Genomic DNA, 18,359 nt, shown 5'->3' on the forward strand with positions numbered 1-18,359 from the left:
TGCTGGCCCAAACGGGTGACTCGGACCGCATCACCGTGCTGACCTGCGTGTCATCCCGCACGTCTGTGCTGTTTGGGACGAGACCGTTTCTCGACGTACATCCGTTCGTCAGCGGATTTCAACACTTCGTCCGCGGTCATGCCGCAGTGTGCCCACCCGATGCCGAAGCTGGCGCCGACCCGTACGGCCCGGCCCTCGGCCCGGATCGGCTGGATGATCTCGGTGCGGAGGCGGGCCGCGAGGTCCTGCGCGTCGGCGCGGCCGAGGCCGTCGGCGAGGATGACGAACTCGTCACCGCCGAGCCGGGCCACCGTGTCGCCGTCGCGCACGCCGTTGCTGAGCCGCCGGGCCACCTCGATGAGGACCGCGTCGCCCGCGTTGTGCCCGAACCTGTCGTTGATCGACTTGAAGCCGTCGAGGTCGCAGAAGAGCACCGCGAGCCCCTTGGCGCCGTCGTCCCGCTGCCCCTCGGGGGCGGTGGTGTGGACGTGGTGGTCGTAGCCGTCGTAGGCGGCGCCGACGGCGCCGGCGGTGCGGAAGCCGAAGTCGTTCTCGTACGTCACCGCGTGGCCGTAGGCCGCGTCGGCGGGCACGGGCTCCAGGACGCCGCCGTGGGCCGTGTGCGGGCGCTGCTGGCACAGCCGGGAGGAGAGCCGGGCGCGCAGCTCGGCGGAGTTCGGCAGGCCGGTGAGGGAGTCGTGGGAGGCGCGGTGGGCGAGCTGCAGCTCACGGCGCTTGCGCTCCTCGATGTCCTCGACGTGGGTGAGCAGGAAGCGCGGCCCGTCGGCGGCGTCCGCGACGACGCTGTTACGCAGCGAGACCCAGACGTACGAGCCGTCCCGGCGGCCCAGGCGCAGCTCGGCCCGGCCGCCCTCGGCCGAGGTCCGCAGCAGGGTGCCTATGTCCTCGGGGTGGACCAGGTCGGAGAACGAGTAGCGGCGCATGGCGGAGGCGGGCCGCCCGAGCAGTCGGCACAGCGCGTCGTTGGTGCGCAGGATCCGGCCGTGCTGGTCGCCGCCCATCTCGGCGATGGCCATGCCGGAGGGCGCGTACTCGAAGGCCTGCCGGAAGCTCTCCTCGCTGGCCCGCAGCGCCTGCTGCTCCCGCTCCAGACGGACCAGGGCGCGCTGCATGTTCGCGCGCAGCCGGGCGTTGCTGATGGCGATCCCGGCCTGGAAGGCGTACATCTGGAGCGCCTCACGCCCCCACGCGCCGGGCCGGCGGCCGTTGCGCGGCCGGTCCACGGAGAGCACGCCGATCAGTTCGTCGCCGGAGCCGCCGTACATGGGGGCGAAGAGCCGGTCGGAGGGGTGCCACTCGTCCTCGAAGCGGGGGGCGGGGCCGTCGGTGTACCACTGCGGGACGTCGTCGTCGTCGAGGATCCAGCCCTCGGTGTGCGGTATGAAGATCAGGTCGCCCCACTGCTCGCCCATCCGCAGCCGCCGCTCCCAGGAGTCACGCGAGCCGACCCGGCCGGTGATCAGTGCCTCGGCGGCGGGGTTCCCGGAGAAGGCGGCGACGACGAGATCGCCGTCGGGGCGGACGAGGTTGACGCACGCCAGCTCGTAGCCGAGGGCGCTGACCACGCCGTCCGCGACTGTCTGCAAGGTGTCCGCCAGGCTGCGGGCCGCGTTCATGTCGGCCATGACCCGGTGCAGCTGCCGCAGGGACGCAAGTTGGACGTACGGTTCCGACTCGGTCTCCATGCTCGCCCTCCCCCCGAGACCTCGCAGTGAAACAGAATCAACGGCTGTCCCGACACCGCCCCCGGTCGTTTGGACGGTGCCACCACAGCTTCCCCGCCACTGAATCACAGCGCGCTGCCCACTCGGTACACAGGGTCAACAATTACTGCCTCTTGTGACTCAAGTCACAGCAAATCGTGAGTAATTGGGTGGGGTTTCATCCTTTGTCGGCAACGCATCAGGACACGGTCCGTTCTCCGGCGCCCCCCGAGTGGTCCTAGGACCATCCGCCCAGGTCCCCCCTCGGACCACCGCCCGATGTGCGGCACACGCACCGGAGACTAGCGTGCTGGACGTGCCGAACCATCCTCTCCCCACAGCAGTCCCTCCCCCCACACCCCTCCCGCTCGCCCCCGCCGCCCCCCTGACCGTCCCCGCCCAGCCCGGTGCCGCCGGGCATCCTGAAGGGGTGAGCGACGACGAGTTCCGGGCCGCCATGTCCCGGCTGGCCGCGGGCGTGGTGCTGGTCACCGCGCAGGAACCGCCGCTGGACCCCGACGACCCCCAGGCACCGCGCGGCGAGGACGTCGGCATGACCGCCACCGCCTTCATGTCCGTCTCCCTGGACCCGCCGCTGGTCCTGGTCAGCCTGCGCGACGGCTCCCGCATGGACGACCTGCTCACCGAACAGCCCCAGTGGGCGGTCTCCGTCCTCTCCGAGAGCCAGCGGCACATCGCGGGCCGGTTCGCCATGAAGGGCCGCATCAGCGACCGCCTCCTCTTCGACGACATCCCCTACGTCCGCGGCGAGGTCACCGGCGCGCCCCTGGTCGGCGGGGCGCTGGCCACCCTGGAGTGCCGTACCGAGCAGCGCGTCCGCGCGGGGGACCACACCCTCGTCGTGGGCCGCGTCCTCACCGCGCACGTGCCGAGCGCGGAGGGCGGACCGCTGACGTACTTCAAGGGGCGGTACCGGCAGCTGGGGTGAGCCCGGCGGGGGTCAGCCCGGCGGGGGTCAGCCCCAGTCCCGGCCGGAGCGGCCCCGCTTGGTCTGCGCGCGCTGCTTCTTCTCCCGCAGCCGCCGTTCGTTGATCCCGCGCGGGACGCGGGTCGGCCTGCGCGGGCGCGGCGGGGGCGCGGTGGCCTCGGCGAGGAGGGCGGCGAGCCGGACGGCCGCCGCCTCACGGTTGCGCCACTGCGAACGGTGCTCCGAGGCGCGCACGGTGACGACCCCGTCGACGAGCCGACCGGAGAGCTTCTCCAGGGCGCGCCGCTTCCAGACCTCGGGGAGCGCCCCGGTGCGGGCCAGGTCGAAGCGCAGCTCCACCTGGGTGTCGGTGGTGTTCACATGCTGTCCGCCGGGGCCGGAGGACCGGGAGAAACGCCACGTCAGCTCGGCCTCGGGCAGGGAGACGGAGCCACGGATGACGTAGGGACCGGACATGCCGACCATGGTGCCCGGCCTGTCCGGTCCACGTCACCCCCATATCGGCGCACCCGTTCGGCAAAGAAAGTAAAGACACCCGGAACTTGTGGCACCCTCCGCGGCGTTCTTACGGGTAGCTGTAGCTTCGAACGCGTACAACACCGAGGGAAGGGACTCCCGAACCATGGCTGTAAGCCTGTCCAAGGGTGGCAACGTCTCGCTCACCAAGGAGGCTCCGGGCCTGACCGCCGTCACCGTGGGCCTCGGCTGGGACGTCCGCACCACGACCGGCACGGACTTCGACCTGGACGCCTCCGCCATCGCGGTCAACCCCCAGGGCAAGGTCTACTCCGACGCCCACTTCGTCTTCTTCAACAACAAGCAGACCCCGGACAACACCATCGTCCACACCGGTGACAACCGCACCGGTGAGGGCGCGGGCGACGACGAGGCGATCAACGTCAACCTGGCGGCCCTCCCGGCCGACGTCGACAAGATCGTCTTCCCGGTCTCCATCTACGACGCGGAGAACCGCTCGCAGAACTTCGGCCAGGTCCGCAACGCCTACATCCGCATCGTCAACCAGGCGGGCGGCACCGAGATCGCCCGCTACGACCTGTCGGAGGACGCGGCCACCGAGACGGCGATGGTCTTCGGCGAGCTGTACCGCAACGGCGCCGAGTGGAAGTTCCGCGCCGTCGGCCAGGGCTACGCCTCGGGCCTGGCCGGTATCGCCCAGGACTTCGGTGTGAACGTCTGACCGAGCTGGTCCTTCCGGTCGCCGGGCCCCGACACCTACGGTTCGGGGCCCGGTGGTCTGCCAGGCCGGGCCCGGCACCTCACCGCTCGCCGGGTTTTCCGTCGCCGTACAGCCAGTCCCGCCAGATCCCGCCGAAGTCCGTCTCCGGTGACCGGCGTTCCGCCCAGGCCGTGAAGTCCCCGGTGTCGGCGTTGCCGTGCCGGTGGGCCGTGGCCCAGTCGCGCAGGAGGGCACGGAAGGCGTCGTCGTCGCCGAGCGCCTGCCGGATCCTGTGCAGGACCATGGCGGCACGGTCGTAGACGGGGCGGCTGGAGACGTGCGCGGCGTCGGGCGGGTCGGCGGGCGGGAAGGCCCACAGGTCCTCGCCTCCCTCGTCGGTGCCGTCGCCGTCGTAGAGCGCGGTGAAGGTCTCCTCGGCGGTGGTGCCGCCGTGGTCCTCCCGCCAGAGCCACTCCGCGTAGGTGGCGAACCCCTCGCTGAGCCACATGTCCCGCCAGGTCCTCGGGGTGACGGAGTCGCCGTACCACTGGTGGGCCAGCTCGTGGACGAGGAGCGCGGTGTCCGGGGCGCCCGGGAAGACGGGGCGGTTCTGGGTCTCCAGCGCGTACCCGGCGTCCCCGGGCCGGTCGACGATCACGCCGGTGGAGGCGAAGGGGTACGGACCGAAGTTCCGCTCCCCCCACGCCACGACCTCCGGGATCCGGTCGAGGGCGGCCCGGCTCGCGTCCGCCTGCTCCGGGTCGACGGCGGTGAGGACGGGCAACCCGGCCCCGGTGGTGGTGCGGCGGACGGCGTACCGGCCGATCGCCACCGTCGCCGCGTGGCTCGCCATGGGTTCGGCGACCCGCCAGGCGTACGTCGTCGTCCGGCCGCCCCGGGTCACCGGCTCGCCCCTCAACTCGCCGTTGGAGACCGCCCAGAGCCCTTTCGGCACGGTCACGGTGATGTCGTACGACGCCTTGTCGGCGGGATGGTGGTTGCCGGGGAACCAGGCCATCGAGCCCGTCGGCTGGCCGAGCGCGAGGGCGCCGTCGCCGGTGGGCAGCCAGCCCTCCTCGGAGCCGTCCGGGTCGGTGACGGTGACCGGCGTGCCCCCGTAGCGGACCGCGACCCGGAAGACGTCCCCGGTGTGGAGGTCGTCCCGTGGCCGGACCGTCAGCTCCTGCCCGGCCCGGTTCCAGCGGGCCGCCCGCCGGTCGACGGTGACCGACTCGACGTCCAGTCCGGTCAGGTCCAGCCGGAACGCGGACAGGTCCTGGGTCGCCCGGGCGGTGAGGGTCGCCGAGCCGGTGAGGTGCCGGGTCGCGGGGGTGTAGTCGAGGGTGAGGGAGTAGTGGCGGACGTCGTACCCGCCGTTGCCCGCCCTCGGGAAGTACGGGTCACCCAGGCCGTCGCCACCGGGGGAGCCGGAGACGCCGCCCCCGGCGCAGGCGGTGAGGGCGAGGGCGAGAGCGACGGCGGTGAGCAGGGGGCGGGGGGCGCGCACTCGTCGAGCTTATGGGGCGGGCGGAGGGCAGGAGGGGAGGAGGCGCCGCGACCCGGCGGCGCCCCGCACCCCGGCACGGGGTGCGGGCGAGCGGTGCCGGGGTGCGGGAAGCCCCGCGCCGGGGGCGGGGCCGTGACCGGGGCGTGGAGCGCGGACCCTGACCGGGACGTGGAGCAGCCCCTGACCGCGTGGAGCAGAAGACCCTGACCGGGACGTGGAGCAGACCGTGACACGATCAGCCCGTGCTTGACATCGGCTACGCCCTCTCCCCCCGCTTCCCCGACCCCCCGCAGACCGACTACCGCCGTGCGGACGTCCACGCGCTGCGGCACGACCTGTTCTGCGGGGACGTCTACCTCGCCGACACCAAGGCGGACCGGGAGCTGTCCACAGCCTGGGGATGGGTGCCGGTGCTCGACTTCGCGTGGGCGCTGTGCGACATCGTCGAGCTGCTGGACCAGGACCCGCTGGGCTCCCGCGCCGCCCGGCCGCAGCGGGCGGAGCTGGACTTCACCGAGTCGACGGACCGGATGCTCTTCGAGCGCCGTTTCGGCTGGGTGGACGTCGAGGCCGACTGGATGCCGGGCGAGGAGCCCCCGCTCACCTTCTCCCACACCGAACTGCGCCGTGAGGCACGGGACTTCCTGCACGACCTCGTCGCCGACCTGTGCGACATGCACGAGGACCTCACCGAGAACCCCGCCGTCTGGACCCTCCAGGCCCGCTTCCCCCGGCTGCCCTGACCGGGTCCTCAGTCCCCCTCCACCCGGATCCCCAACGCCCCCGCGAGCACCGGCGCCAGCTCCAGCAGCTGCCCGGGGCTGATCACCGCACCGGCCAGCCGCTCCACCCCGCGTTCGATCCCCAGCTCGGTCGCCCCGCGCAGGTCCACGTCCTGGAGCGTGGCCGCGCCGAAGTCCGCTCCCCGCACCACACAGTCGACGAACCCGACCCGCTCCAGCCGCGCGCCCCCGAAGTCCGGTTCGACCAGGACGCAGGACTCGAAGACGACGTCTCTGAGCCGGGCGCCCCGCAGGTTCACGAAGTCGAGCTTGCCGCCCCGGACCAGGACCCGCTCCAGCGCGGCACCGTGCAGCAGCACCCCGCCCAGGCGGGCGTCCAGCACCTCCACGTCCCGCAGCGTGGCGTCGGCGAGGTCCGTGCCGACGCCACGCGGGGCGCTGACGCGGGTGTCCAGGATCCGGGCGCGCCGCAGCCGGGTCTCGTCCAGGGCGCAGCCGGTCAGGGCGCAGTCCATGAAGCGGGCACCCCCGCCGTCCTGCCCTCCGAGGTCGGCCTCCTCGAACGCCAGCCCGTCATAGTCCCCGTCCGGTTCCAGTCCGCCCCCTCTCCACGGCTCCAGCCCCGCCAGCCGCACCTCAGGCCGCCGCGCCGCCCGCACGCCGCCGGTCGTACCGCACCCCGCTCGCCCGTCGCCTCGCCTCACCATGCCCCTATGCTGCACCCCGCCACTGACAGCGCCGCTGACCTGCGCACACACCTGCCCTCCGGCGGCGATGCCCCATTACCTGGCGCAGCGAGGCGACGTCGGACGGCCGTGCCGGCGCCGTCGACCTGCCCGGCACCAGCAGGCGCGACCGGCCCACGGGGGACCCGGGGGGACGGGGTGCACCTCGCGGGGGACCGGGTGGCCGCGCCGGGCGTGCCCCCCCCGAGGTCTCCTCCGACAGCGTCCTGACGGCCGTCTCCCCGGCCCTCGGCAGGCGCGGCGACCGGATCGGCCTTGACCTCAAGCACGCTTGAGGTCGGAGGCTGTGAGGACCCGGCACCGACCACGTCGAGCCCTCCCAGGGGGAACCCATGCGCGCCATCCGCCTCCACGCCTTCGGCCCCGCCGAGAACCTCGTCCTTGAAGAGGTCGAGGATCCCCGACCGGGCCCGGGCCAGGTCCGGATCGCCGTGGCGGCGGCCGGTGTCCACCTCCTGGACACCGCCCTACGGGAGGGCCAACAGGGCCCCGCACCCGCCCCGACCCCGCTGCCCACCGTCCCCGGCCGCGAGGTCGCCGGGCTCGTCGACTCCCTCGGCGAGGGCACCGACCCGGCCTGGCTCGGCAGACGCGTCGTCGCCCACCTCGGGTTCGCCCCCGGCGGGTACGCGGAACTCGCCGTCACCGACGCCGACCGCCTGCACGGCATCCCGCCCGGGCTCGACGCCGCGGCGGCCGTCGCGATGATCGGCACGGGGCGTACGGCCATGGGGATCGTGCGGTTCGCGGAGCCGGGCCCGGGCGACGTGGTCCTCGTCCCGGCCGCCGCGGGCGGTATCGGCACCCTGCTGGTGCAGTACGCCAAGAACGCGGGCGCCACCGTCATCGGCCTCGCGGGCGGCCCGGAGAAGACGGCCAAGGCCGCGGCGAACGGCGCCGACCTGGCCGTCGACTACCGGGACCCGTCCTGGCCGGAGCGGGTCGGCGCGTACGACGGCAAGGTGACGATCGTCTACGACGGGGTCGGCGGCGACACCGCCCGCACGGCCGTCGGCCTGCTCGCCCCCGGCGGCAGGCACCTCGTCTTCGGCTGGTCGGCGCAGGGCATCAAGGAGGGCTCGGTGCCGTACCTCGTCGAGGGCGTGTCGGAGCAGGTGCTCGGGCCGGCGATGATGGCGAAGGCGGGCGGTCCCCACCCGATGCGCACCCTGGAGCTGCGCGCGCTCACCGAGGCCGCCGAGGGCCGCCTCACCCCGGCCGTGCAGCGCTTCCCACTCGCCGGGGCCGCCGCCGCCCACCGCGCGCTGGAGTCCCGCCGCACGATCGGCAAGGTGGTGCTGGAGCCGTGACCAGGAGACCGCACGGCATCCAGCCCGGCAGAGAGGCGACCCACCCCAACGCCCCCCGCGCGGATGCGACCCGTCCCGATTCGTGGTCTTCTGGCCGGATGAGTGTCACCCGAAAAGGTGAAACCAGCACCGCGACGGACCACCAGCACGACCCGCGCCGCTGGTGGGGCCTGGTGGTGATCGCGCTGGCCCAGCTGATGGTCGTACTCGACGCGACCATCGTGAACATCGCCCTGCCCTCCGCCCAGCGCGACCTCGGGATGTCCGACGGGGACCGGCAGTGGGTCATCACCGCCTACACCCTCGCCTTCGGCGGACTGCTCCTGCTCGGCGGCCGGATCGCGGACCTCGTGGGACGGAAACGCACCTTCGTCATCGGCCTGATCGGCTTCGCGGGCGCCTCCGCGCTCGGCGGCGCGGCGACCAGCTCGGGCATGTTGTTCGGCGCCCGCGCCCTCCAGGGCGTCTTCGCCGCCGTCCTCGCGCCGTCCGCGCTCTCCCTGCTGACGACGACGTTCACCGACCCGAAGGAGCGTGGCAAGGCGTTCGGCGTGTACGGGGCGCTGGCGGGCAGCGGGTCGGCGATCGGGTTCATCGTCGGCGGGCTGCTCACCGAGTACCTGGACTGGCGCTGGTGCCTGTACGTCAACGTGCCCATCGCCGTCGTCGCCGTCGTCGGCGCCTTCGTCCTGCTGCACGACCGGCCCGGCGACACCGGCGCCCGGCTCGACGTCCCCGGTGCGCTGCTGGGCTGCGGCGGGCTCGTCGCGATCGTCTACGGGTTCAGCGAGGCCGAGCCGCGGGGCTGGACCGACGCGTACGTCCTCGCGCTGTTCGCGGTCGGCGTCGCCCTGCTGACGGCGTTCGTGTGGTGGCAGAACCGGGCGCCCCGGCCGCTGCTGCCGCTGCACATCGTCCGGGACCGCGACCGCGCGGGCTGCTTCCTCACCATGGCGCTGGCCGTGATCGGCATGTTCGGACTGTTCCTGTTCATGACCTACTACCTCCAGGTCATCCTGGGCTACTCGCCGGTGAAGACCGGACTGGCGTTCCTGCCGCTGACCGCCGCGATCATCGTCGGCGCGACCCAGGTCTCCGCCCGTCTCCTCCAGCGCGTCGCCCCGCGCCTGCTGATGGCGCCGGGCATGGTCCTGGCGTCGGGCGGCATGGTGCTGCTGACCCGGCTGACGGTCGACTCGTCGTACCCGACGGAGATCATGCCCGCGCTGATCCTGATGGGCCTCGGGATGGGCCTCACCTTCATGCCGGTGTTCTCCACCGCGACCGCGGGTGTCGCCCCGCGGGACTCCGGCGTCACCTCGGCCACCGTCAACACCGCCCAGCAGGTCGGCGGCTCCATCGGCACGGCCCTGCTCAACACCATCGCCACCACCAGCACCACCGCCTACGTCACCGCCCACCTCACCGACCCGGCACGGCGCGCGGAGGTCGTCCGCGAGGGCACCGTCCACGGCTACACGGTCGCGATCTGGTGGGCCGCGGCGGTGATGCTGCTCGCGGCGGTGGTGGCGGCCCTGATGGTCACCGCGAAACCCCCGAAGCACGGCACCCCGGCGACGGCTCCGGTACCGGAGCCGACGCGCTGAGAGGCGTCGGGGGACGCTCCGCTACAGTCCCGCAGGTGATCGAGGTCCCGCCGGAACTGGCGGCCACCCAGAGTCGCCACAACGGCGCCGCCGGCCGCGCGTTCGTCGCCGCGCTGCCCGCGCTCGCCGCCCGCTTCCTCGACGCGTGGGCGCTGCGCCCGGCCGGGCCGTCGATGTACGGCGTCTGCGCGCTGGTCCTGCCGGTGGCCCGCGCCGACGGCGCCCCCGCCGTGCTGAAGCTCCAACTCCCCGACGCCGAGACCGCGGGCGAGCCGCTCGCCCTGCGCGCCTGGAACGGCGCCGGCGCGGTACGACTCCTCACGCACGACCCGCCCACGGGCACGATGCTCCTGGAGCGCCTCCACTCCGCCCGCACCCTCGCCGCCCTCCCGGACGTCCACGAGGCGACCCTCGTCATCGGCCGTCTGCTGTCCCACCTGACCGCCGCCCCGGCACCGCCCGGCCTGCGCCGCCTGGCCGACATCGCCCCGGCCCTCCTGGACCGCACCCCGCCCGCGCTGGCCCGGGTGGCCGACCCGGCGGCCCGCGCGCTGCTCGCCGACTGCGCCGCGGCCCTGCGCGAGGTCGCCGCGGAACCCGGGGACCGGCTCCTCCACTGGGACCTGCACTTCGGCAACGTCCTGGCCGCCGACCGCGCCCCGTGGCTCGCCATCGACCCCAAGCCCCTCGCGGGCGACCCCGGCTTCGAACTCCTCCCGGCGCTCACCAACCGCTTCGACCCGGCCGACGTCCGGCACCGCTTCGACGCCCTGACCGCCGTCCTCGCGCTGGACCGCCGTCGGGCGCGGGCCTGGACCCTCGCGCGCGTCCTCCAGAACTGCGTCTGGCAGGCGGAGGCCGGCCACCCGCCGTCCCCGGAGCACCTGCACGTCGCCCGGGTCCTGCGGGAGGCCGTCTGAGGCAGGCCGTCCGGTTCTTTACATGCCATACGATCCGCGACCGCGAACTCCGCCTGGCGCGCCAACGACGCGATGCTGCGCATCATCGACGGCGACGTCACCAACCGCCACATCAACCAGTTCCAGCACCTCTGGACGAACCCGCGTGCCCGCGACCCCTCCGGGGGGGGAGTAGCACCGGCGTCCGGACTGCCCGAGTCGCCGGGACCGCCACCCGGGCGGTCCGGACCGGTGGAGCCCCCTGTCGGATTCGAACCGACGACCTGCTGTTTACAAGACAGCCGCTCTGGACCAGCTGAGCTAAGGAGGCGCGCACGCGTGCGCGACGACGTGCCCGTGCAGTGTACCCAGCCCCGAGCCGGGCCCTGTCGAAAATTTCCGCGAAGTTCACAGCACTTCGGCTACTGACAGAACAGGTGAACGGGAGGTACCGTCCGAGGGCGTGTCCACAGCAGTGGACTACACCACCTTCCTACAACGGATCGTCCGGCACGTTCCTGCCGGTAGAAGGGGCTCATTCACCATGGCCACAGTCACGTTCGACAAGGCGACCCGGATCTACCCGGGTTCCACCAAGCCCGCCGTCGACGCTCTGGAGATCGACATCGCGGACGGGGAGTTCCTCGTCCTGGTCGGCCCGTCCGGTTGCGGCAAGTCCACCTCCCTGCGGATGCTCGCGGGTCTCGAAGACGTCAACGGCGGTGCCATCCGCATCGGTGACCGCGACGTCACGCACCTGCCGCCCAAGGACCGGGACATCGCCATGGTGTTCCAGAACTACGCGCTCTACCCGCACATGACGGTCGCCGACAACATGGGCTTCGCCCTGAAGATCGCGGGCGTCAACAAGGCGGAGATCCGGCAGAAGGTCGAAGAGGCCGCCAAGATCCTCGACCTCACCGAGTACCTGGACCGCAAGCCGAAGGCGCTCTCCGGCGGTCAGCGCCAGCGTGTCGCCATGGGCCGCGCCATCGTGCGTGAGCCGCAGGTCTTCCTCATGGACGAGCCGCTGTCCAACCTGGACGCCAAGCTGCGTGTCTCCACCCGTACGCAGATCGCCTCCCTCCAGCGCCGCCTGGGCATCACCACCGTCTACGTCACCCACGACCAGGTCGAGGCCCTGACGATGGGCGACCGCGTGGCCGTCCTCAAGGACGGTCTGCTCCAGCAGGTCGACACCCCGCGCAACATGTACGACAAGCCCGCCAACCTCTTCGTCGCCGGCTTCATCGGCTCCCCGGCGATGAACCTGGTCGAGGTCCCGATCACCGACGGCGGCGTGAAGTTCGGCAACAGCGTGGTCCCCGTCGACCGCGACGCGCTCTCCGGCACCACCGACAAGACGGTCACCGTCGGTGTCCGCCCCGAGCACTTCGACGTGGCCGGCGCCGACTCCGACCAGGGTCTGGCGATCACCGTGAACGTCGTCGAGGAGCTGGGCTCCGACGCGTACGTCTACGGCACCGCCAACGTCGGCGGCGAGTCCAAGGACCTCGTCGTCCGCGTCGGCGGCCGTCACGTCCCGGACAAGGGCAGCACGCTGCACATCATCCCGCGCGCCGGCGAGAGCCACGTGTTCGCCACCTCCTCGGGCGCGCGCCTCTCGGACTGAGCCACGCCGAAACCGGCGAAGCCGGGTGAATCACCCAGATTGACGAAACGGGCCCCGCGAACCGCCGCGGGGCCCGTTTCGCATGGTCTCCGTTGTCGACAAATACCCCGGCACACCGCCCATTTCGAGCACCGTGCGTCAACCCCGCACCCCGAAGAGCCCCCTTTTCCGTCCCTCGATACGGTGGCGCCCCCTCACCAAATGTCGCCAAATCATTACCGGGCGCTACCCTCACTCGCGTGAAGCACTCCACCACCCAACAGACGCGTCGCGGCCGGGGCCCCGCCCGCCGTATCGGCCGCACCCTCGCCCTCGTCCTGCCCGTCGTCCTGGTGCTCTCCGGGACCCTCGCGGTCACCCGAGTCAACTGGTCGGGGAACCCCTCGCACCCGGTGCTCACCGCGGCGGACGCCTCAGCCGTCGGCGCCTCCTCCAAGGCCGCCGCCCGCGCCCCGCACCAGGTCCTCCAGGACCGGCTGCTGACGGAGCTCCAGGCGAAGGACCCGGGCGTCGCCCTCACCCACCTCCAGCAGGCCGTCAACGAGAGCCCGGCGCTCGCCCGGCACTGCGCCTCCCTGGCCCGCGCCCTCGGCCGCGCCGCCGTCCGCGTGTACGGCCCGACGCGCGCCCAGTCCTACGCCCGCCCGGTCTGCGACACCGCCTTCGCCTCGGGGGTGGCCGCCGCCCACCACTGACCCCGTACCGACCTTTACCGACCTTTACCGACCTTTACCGCCCCCTACCGAACACCCGCTGGACGGCCGCGCGCGGAACGCGCCTACGCTTCCGGACATGACTGATCCGAACGCCGCCGCGGCCAGGCCCGTCCAAGCCGTCATCCTGGCCGGTGGCCAGGGTTCCCGGCTGCGCCCGTACACCGACGACCGGCCCAAGCCGATGGTCGAGATCCCCGGCACGGGGACTCCGATCATCGGCCATCAGCTGTCCTGGCTCGCGGAGGAGGGCGTCACCGACGTGGTGGTGAGCTGCGGCCATCTCGCCGAGGTGCTCCAGGACTGGCTGGACACCGCCGACCTGCCCGTCTCCGTCACCACCGTCGTCGAGTCCGAGCCCCTCGGCCGCGGCGGCGGCCTCAAGTACGCCGCCGCCCGCCTCCCGCACCCCGACCGGCCCTGGTACGCCACCAACGGCGACATCTGGACCCGGTTCTCGCTGCGCGACATGGCCGACTTCCACACCGAGCGCGACGCCGTCGCCACCCTCGCCCTGGCCCGTCCGCGGCTGCCGTGGGGCGCCGTGCAGACGGACGGCTTCGGACACGTCACGGACTTCATAGAGTCCCCGCCGTCCACGTTCGAGATCAACGCGGGCGTCTACGTCTTCTCACCCGCCTTCGCCAAGCTGCTCCCGGACCGCGGCGACCACGAGCGCAGCACGTTCCCCCAGCTGGCCCGCGAACTCCGCCTCGCCGGTTTCCCGCTCCCCCAGGGCGCCTACTGGCGCGCCATCGACACCGCGAAGGACCTCACGGAGGCGGCGAAGGAACTGGCGGCCATCAACCGCCCACAGCGCTGACAGCACGGCTACGACGACGGAGGCCCCGCGCGTTCCTCACGCGCGGGGCCTCCGTCGTGCCGCGGTAGCCGGGTAGTCAGGGAGCCGGGGTCAGCCCAGCAGGCCGCCCACCAGGCCCGGCTGGCCGGACGTCGCGTCACCGCCGCCCGCGCCACCGCCCGACCCGGTGCCGGCCCCCGTACCGCCCGTCGGGTCGCCCCCGCTCGTCGCCGCACCGCCGGAGGTCGGCCCGGCGCTGGTGCTCGGCGCCTGCTGCCCCGGCGAGGTCTGCCGCGGTGGCGCCTGCCCCGCCGTGCCCTGCGTCTGGCTGGGCGCGCCGCCGGTGACCGCGCCGGTGTCCCGGGTAGCGCCCGGCGAGGCCGCGGCGCCCGCGGTGGGCGGCGCCGAGGAGGCGCCCTGCGTGGCACCCTGGGTGGGCGAGGAGGCCGACGCCGACGGAGACGTACGGCGCCCCTCCGGGTCCTGGGGCAGCGGCGAGCCCGGCAGTTCGTTGCGCGGGGCCTCGCCGGGCCCGGGGACGACGACCCGGTCGGCGTCACGGACCGCGCTGCCGAGCAGCGAGCCGATGAGCAGCGTCAGCCCGGTGGCGATGGCGGTGACGAGGGCGCCGCGCCGCAGCACGTACAGCCGCAGCTCCCAGATGTCGGCGCGCGGTCCGAGCCGCCGCCAGGCGCCGCTCGCCAGCCGCCCGTCCACGGAGTAGACGGGCGCCCCGGCGATGATCAGCGGCGACCAGGCGGCGAGGTAGATGATGTCGGGGGTGTCGTAGGCGGGGACGCTCTTCCAGCTGACGGTGACGAGCAGCGCGGCGGAGAGCAGCGCGCCCAGCACGGCGGCGACCCGCTGCCAGCAGCCCAGGACGGTCAGCACCCCCACGATGACCTGGAAGAAGGCGATGACGAGCCCGGAGCCGACGGGGTGTTCGAGGGCGAACTGCCGCAGCGGCTCGGCGACTTCCCAGGGGTGCAGGGTGTTGAGCCACTTCACCATCGAGCCGCGCTTGCCGCCGTCGAAGTAGACGGGGTCGCAGAGCTTGCCCATCCCGGCGTAGATGGAGATGAACCCGAGGAAGACGCGCAGCGGGAGCAGCACGACGCCGAGGTTCATCCGGCGGCCGGGGTAGTAGGCATGCCGGGCGGGGTCGTCGCCGTGCCTGCGCGGGGCGGGGCCCTCGGGCGGGTCGTCTGCGGTGCCGGGGCCGTCGTCGGCGTGGGGGCGCGGCGCGTACGCCGCCCGCTCCTGGGCCGCCTCGTCGTCGGCGCTGGCGACGGTGCGCATGTGCGGCAGCAGCCGGGTGGCGTCGCCGGGTCCGCGCTGGGCACCGACGACGGGCGCCTCGACGGTCTGGACGAGGCCGTCGTCCAGACCGTCGCCGTAGCCGTACCCGGCGTCGTAGCCGTCCTGGGGGTCGACGCGGGGGATGACCTGGGTGGCGGCGGCCCCGGCGTCGGACTCGTCGGCGGGGCGGACGCCCGCACCGCGCACGGCCTGGAGCAGCCGGTGCGCGCCGCTGTCGTCGGGGAGGGAGCGCCCGCTCCAGACGACGGGGCGGCGCCGCGCGCCTGTGCTCGCGCCGACGGCGGGCATCCGGGCGGTGCCCTCGGTGGCGCTCGCGTGCCGGGCGATCCGCGGCAGCTGGGGCGGCCGTGACGACGCGCCCAGCTGTACACGGAAGCTCGCATGATTGACGATGACCTGCGCCGGATCGCTCGGCACCTTCACCATGCTCAGCGCGGGAGCGTCGTCGAATCCCGACGGGTCCCCCGTGGGCGTGCGGGGTGTTCTGGTGTCCACACTCATCTAACCGAGTGACGTGTGTTTAGGACACTGCTTTGACCTGGGGGATGTGTCCGGACCCCGTCAAGCTCGTCCTCAACGCCCGGATTACCCCGTACGGTTGACCCGCCGCACGCGCGTTCAGGCGCGGCGCCGGGCCGCCTCGTACAGCACGATCCCCGCCGCCACACCGGCGTTGAGCGACTCGGCGCCGCCCGGCATCGGGATCCGCACCCGCACGTCGCAGGTCTCCCCGACCAGCCGGGACAGCCCCTTGCCCTCACTGCCGACGACGATGACGACCGGCCCGTCCAGCGCCGCCAGGTCCTGCACCTCGGCCTCCCCGTCCGCCGCGAGCCCGACGACGACGATCCCGGCCTTCTTGTACGCCTCCAGCGCGCGCGTCAGGTTGGTGGCGCGGGCGACGGGCGTCCGGGCGGCCGTACCGGCGGACGTCTTCCAGGCACCGGCGGTCATCCCGGCCGCGCGCCGCTCGGGTACGACGACGCCGTGGCCGCCGAAGGCGGAGACGGACCGTACGACGGCGCCGAGGTTGCGCGGGTCGGTCACCCCGTCGAGGGCGACGATCAGCGGGTCCTCGCCCGCGTCGGCCGCGGCGGCGGTGAGGTCCTCCGGGTGCGCGTACTCGTACGGCGGGACCTGGAGCACCAGGCCCTGGTGGTTGAGGCCGTTCGTCATCCGGTCCAGCTCGGGGCGCGGCGCCTCCATCAGGTTGATGCCGCCGCGCTCGGCGACGAGCTGGAGCGCCTCACGCACCCGCTCGTCGTTGTCGATGAACTGCTGCACGTACAGCGTGCTCGCGGGCACCCCGCCGCGCAGCGCCTCGACGACCGGGTTGCGGCCGACGACGTACTCGGACGCCGACCTGCCGGTACGGCGCTGCGGCGTGCGTCCCTGCGCCCGGCGGGCCTTCGCGGCGGCGACCCGCTGCTTGACGTGCCCCTTGCGCATCTCGGCGGGTGGCGTGGGGCCCTTGCCCTCCAGGCCCCGGCGCCGCTGGCCGCCACTGCCGACCTGCGCGCCCTTCTTGCCGGACATGCGGCGGTTGTTCGCGGCCATGACCTACCTGTCTGTGGGGAGAAGTGGAGTGGGGAACTGCGTACGTCTTCTGTGCAGTGTGCCGCCCGGAGGCCCGGGCGGCACAATCGATCACCGCGCTCAGCGCTCGCCGAGGCTCCAGCGGGGCCCCTGCGGACCGTCCTCGATGACCAGCCCGGCCTGCTTGAGCTGGTCGCGGATGGCGTCCGCCGTGGCCCAGTCCCTGCGCCCCCGGGCCGCCTCACGCTGCTCCAGGACGAGGTGGACGAGGCTGTCGACCACCCCGCGCAGGTCCTCGCCCCGGTCGCTCTCCCCGGCCCACCGGGGGTCGAGGGGGTCGAGGCCGAGGACGCCGAGCATGGCACGGACCTCGGCCAGCCGGGCGACCGCGGTCTCCTTGTCGTCGGCGGCGAGGGCGGAGTTGCCCTGCCGGACGGTGGTGTGCACGACGGCGAGCGCCTGCGGGACGCCCAGGTCGTCGTCCATCGCCTCGGCGAAGGCGGACGGCACCTCGGCGGCGGGCTCGACGGCACCGGCCAGCTCGACGACGCGCTGCACGAACCCCTCGATCCGGGAGAACGCGGAGTCGGCCTCGCGCAGCGCCTCCTCGCTGTACTCGATCATCGAGCGGTAGTGCGGGGTGCCGAGGTAGTAGCGGAGCACGATCGGCCGCCACTTCCTGACCATCTCGGCGACGAGCACCGAGTTGCCGAGCGACTTGGACATCTTCTCGCCGCTCAGGGTGACCCAGGCGTTGTGCAGCCAGTAGCGGGCGAACTCGTCGCCGTACGCCTTGGCCTGGGCGATCTCGTTCTCGTGGTGCGGGAAGATGAGGTCCAGCCCGCCGCCGTGGATGTCGAACGCCCGGCCCAGGTACTTGTGGGCCATCGCGGAGCACTCCAGGTGCCACCCCGGGCGGCCCCGCCCCCACGGCGTCTCCCAGCTGGGCTCGCCCGGCTTCGCCGCCTTCCACATGGCGAAGTCGCGCGGGTCCCGCTTGCCGGTCTCCCCGGCGGAGGAGGGCTGCTTGAGGTTGTCCAGCTCCTGGTTGGACAGCTCCAGGTACTCCGGGAACGACCGCACGTCGAAGTAGACGTTGCCGTCGGCCTCGTAGGCGTGCCCGCGCTCGATGAGCCCGCGCATCATCTCGACCATCTCGGTGACGTGCCCGGTGGCCCGGGGCTCGTAGGTGGGCGGGAGGCAGCCGAGCGCGGCGTAGCCGTCGTTGAACGCCCGCTCGTTCTCGTAGCCGATGGCCCACCAGGGGCGGCCCTGGTCCGCGGACTTGGTGATGATCTTGTCGTCGATGTCGGTCACGTTCCGCACGAACGTCACGTCATAGCCGCGGTACTCGAACCACCGCCGCAGGATGTCGAAGTTCAGCCCCGAGCGGATGTGCCCGATGTGCGGCGCGGCCTGCACGGTGGCACCACACAGGTAGATCGAGACACAGCCCGGCGTCAACGGGTCGAAGTCACGAATCTGCCGGGCGCTGGTGTCGTACAGCCGAATAGTCACCCCTCCAGGGTAGTGGCCCGGAGAAGCGCCTTGAGCCCAATAACGCAGCCGCTTGGCGGCGGGCGGTCGTGCCGCCGGGGCGATGGGGTCCCCCCTGATCGCGTGAAGCCGAGAGCTCGGGGGAGGGCGGGCGCTGGGGGTACCCCGTGCTCGAAGAGCCTGGGGGAGGCACCCC

The 18,359-nt window shown here is 73.0% G+C and carries 16 protein-coding genes, 1 tRNA gene and 1 pseudogene; 10 read left to right on the forward strand and 8 right to left on the reverse strand.

What is annotated here, in order from left to right; translation table 11 throughout:
• Window positions 1–50: 50 nt before the first annotated feature.
• Entirely contained in the window at window positions 51–1,706 is a 1,656-nt protein-coding gene (gene cdgB, locus ABZ659_RS26575) for a diguanylate cyclase CdgB (RefSeq protein ID WP_360224634.1), read from the reverse strand.
• A gap of 475 nt (window positions 1,707–2,181) precedes the next feature.
• Between cdgB and ABZ659_RS26580 the strand changes: the two genes are divergently transcribed.
• On the forward strand, window positions 2,182–2,673 hold the full coding sequence (locus ABZ659_RS26580) for a flavin reductase family protein (protein ID WP_360224748.1): 492 nt from the start codon (window positions 2,182–2,184) through the stop codon (window positions 2,671–2,673).
• A 27-nt stretch (window positions 2,674–2,700) separates the two neighbouring features.
• On the opposite strand, the gene arfB is transcribed toward ABZ659_RS26580, so the two are convergent.
• Window positions 2,701–3,138 carry an alternative ribosome rescue aminoacyl-tRNA hydrolase ArfB gene (gene arfB, locus ABZ659_RS26585; RefSeq protein ID WP_360224636.1) on the reverse strand — a complete coding sequence of 146 codons (438 nt, stop codon included), beginning with the start codon at window positions 3,136–3,138 and terminating at the stop codon, window positions 2,701–2,703.
• 157 nt (window positions 3,139–3,295) lie between these two features.
• On the opposite strand from arfB, the gene ABZ659_RS26590 reads away from it, so the two are divergent.
• Window positions 3,296–3,871, forward strand: a complete 576-nt coding sequence (locus tag ABZ659_RS26590; RefSeq protein WP_360224638.1) for a TerD family protein — start codon at window positions 3,296–3,298, stop codon at window positions 3,869–3,871.
• Window positions 3,872–3,950: 79 nt separating this feature from the next.
• On the opposite strand, the gene ABZ659_RS26595 is transcribed toward ABZ659_RS26590, so the two are convergent.
• A complete protein-coding gene (locus ABZ659_RS26595; RefSeq protein WP_360224640.1) occupies window positions 3,951–5,357 on the reverse strand; it encodes a M1 family metallopeptidase in 1,407 nt (468 codons plus the stop codon).
• Window positions 5,358–5,599: 242 nt separating this feature from the next.
• Between ABZ659_RS26595 and ABZ659_RS26600 the strand changes: the two genes are divergently transcribed.
• Complete coding sequence (locus ABZ659_RS26600; protein WP_360224642.1) at window positions 5,600–6,100, forward strand: hypothetical protein; 501 nt, start codon at window positions 5,600–5,602, stop codon at window positions 6,098–6,100.
• A gap of 8 nt (window positions 6,101–6,108) precedes the next feature.
• Here ABZ659_RS26600 and ABZ659_RS26605 read toward each other — a convergent pair whose 3' ends face one another.
• Entirely contained in the window at window positions 6,109–6,807 is a 699-nt protein-coding gene (locus ABZ659_RS26605) for a pentapeptide repeat-containing protein (RefSeq protein ID WP_360224644.1), read from the reverse strand.
• 74 nt (window positions 6,808–6,881) lie between these two features.
• Between ABZ659_RS26605 and ABZ659_RS26610 the strand changes: the two are divergent.
• The 4 genes and pseudogenes from ABZ659_RS26610 to ABZ659_RS26625 form a co-directional block, all read left to right on the forward strand.
• Window positions 6,882–7,121 (forward strand): annotated as a pseudogene (locus ABZ659_RS26610) (FAD-dependent oxidoreductase); the annotation flags it as partial.
• A 57-nt stretch (window positions 7,122–7,178) separates the two neighbouring features.
• Entirely contained in the window at window positions 7,179–8,156 is a 978-nt protein-coding gene (locus ABZ659_RS26615; protein ID WP_360224646.1) for a zinc-binding dehydrogenase, read from the forward strand.
• Between the two features lie 98 nt (window positions 8,157–8,254).
• Window positions 8,255–9,763 (forward strand): MFS transporter, encoded by a 1,509-nt coding sequence (locus ABZ659_RS26620; protein ID WP_360224648.1) that lies wholly within the window; start codon window positions 8,255–8,257, stop codon window positions 9,761–9,763.
• 35 nt (window positions 9,764–9,798) lie between these two features.
• Entirely contained in the window at window positions 9,799–10,683 is an 885-nt protein-coding gene (locus ABZ659_RS26625; protein WP_360224651.1) for an aminoglycoside phosphotransferase family protein, read from the forward strand.
• A 232-nt stretch (window positions 10,684–10,915) separates the two neighbouring features.
• On the opposite strand, the gene ABZ659_RS26630 is transcribed toward ABZ659_RS26625, so the two are convergent.
• Window positions 10,916–10,993 (reverse strand) — tRNA-Thr (locus ABZ659_RS26630).
• A gap of 213 nt (window positions 10,994–11,206) precedes the next feature.
• Here ABZ659_RS26630 and ugpC point away from each other — a divergent pair.
• From ugpC to ABZ659_RS26645, 3 genes are all read left to right on the forward strand, one after another.
• Window positions 11,207–12,295 carry a sn-glycerol-3-phosphate ABC transporter ATP-binding protein UgpC gene (ugpC, locus tag ABZ659_RS26635; RefSeq protein WP_360224653.1) on the forward strand — a complete coding sequence of 363 codons (1,089 nt, stop codon included), beginning with the start codon at window positions 11,207–11,209 and terminating at the stop codon, window positions 12,293–12,295.
• Between the two features lie 239 nt (window positions 12,296–12,534).
• Complete coding sequence (locus tag ABZ659_RS26640; protein WP_360224655.1) at window positions 12,535–12,990, forward strand: hypothetical protein; 456 nt, start codon at window positions 12,535–12,537, stop codon at window positions 12,988–12,990.
• Between the two features lie 97 nt (window positions 12,991–13,087).
• Window positions 13,088–13,831 (forward strand): nucleotidyltransferase family protein, encoded by a 744-nt coding sequence (locus ABZ659_RS26645; RefSeq protein ID WP_360224657.1) that lies wholly within the window; start codon window positions 13,088–13,090, stop codon window positions 13,829–13,831.
• A 90-nt stretch (window positions 13,832–13,921) separates the two neighbouring features.
• Here the strand turns inward: ABZ659_RS26645 and ABZ659_RS26650 are convergent, their stop codons facing one another.
• The 3 genes from ABZ659_RS26650 to cysS form a co-directional block, all read right to left on the reverse strand.
• A complete protein-coding gene (locus tag ABZ659_RS26650) occupies window positions 13,922–15,631 on the reverse strand; it encodes a DoxX family membrane protein (RefSeq protein ID WP_360224658.1) in 1,710 nt (569 codons plus the stop codon).
• Between the two features lie 117 nt (window positions 15,632–15,748).
• The gene (gene rlmB / locus ABZ659_RS26655; RefSeq protein WP_360224660.1) at window positions 15,749–16,687 is read right to left on the reverse strand and encodes a 23S rRNA (guanosine(2251)-2'-O)-methyltransferase RlmB; all 939 of its coding nucleotides are present in this window, start codon (window positions 16,685–16,687) and stop codon (window positions 15,749–15,751) included.
• Between the two features lie 99 nt (window positions 16,688–16,786).
• On the reverse strand, window positions 16,787–18,184 hold the full coding sequence (gene cysS, locus ABZ659_RS26660; protein ID WP_360224662.1) for a cysteine--tRNA ligase: 1,398 nt from the start codon (window positions 18,182–18,184) through the stop codon (window positions 16,787–16,789).
• Window positions 18,185–18,359 lie beyond the last annotated feature (175 nt).

Origin of the sequence: Streptomyces sp. NPDC006997 (genome assembly GCF_040635175.1) — a bacterium.
In the GTDB taxonomy this organism is placed as follows: domain Bacteria; phylum Actinomycetota; class Actinomycetes; order Streptomycetales; family Streptomycetaceae; genus Streptomyces.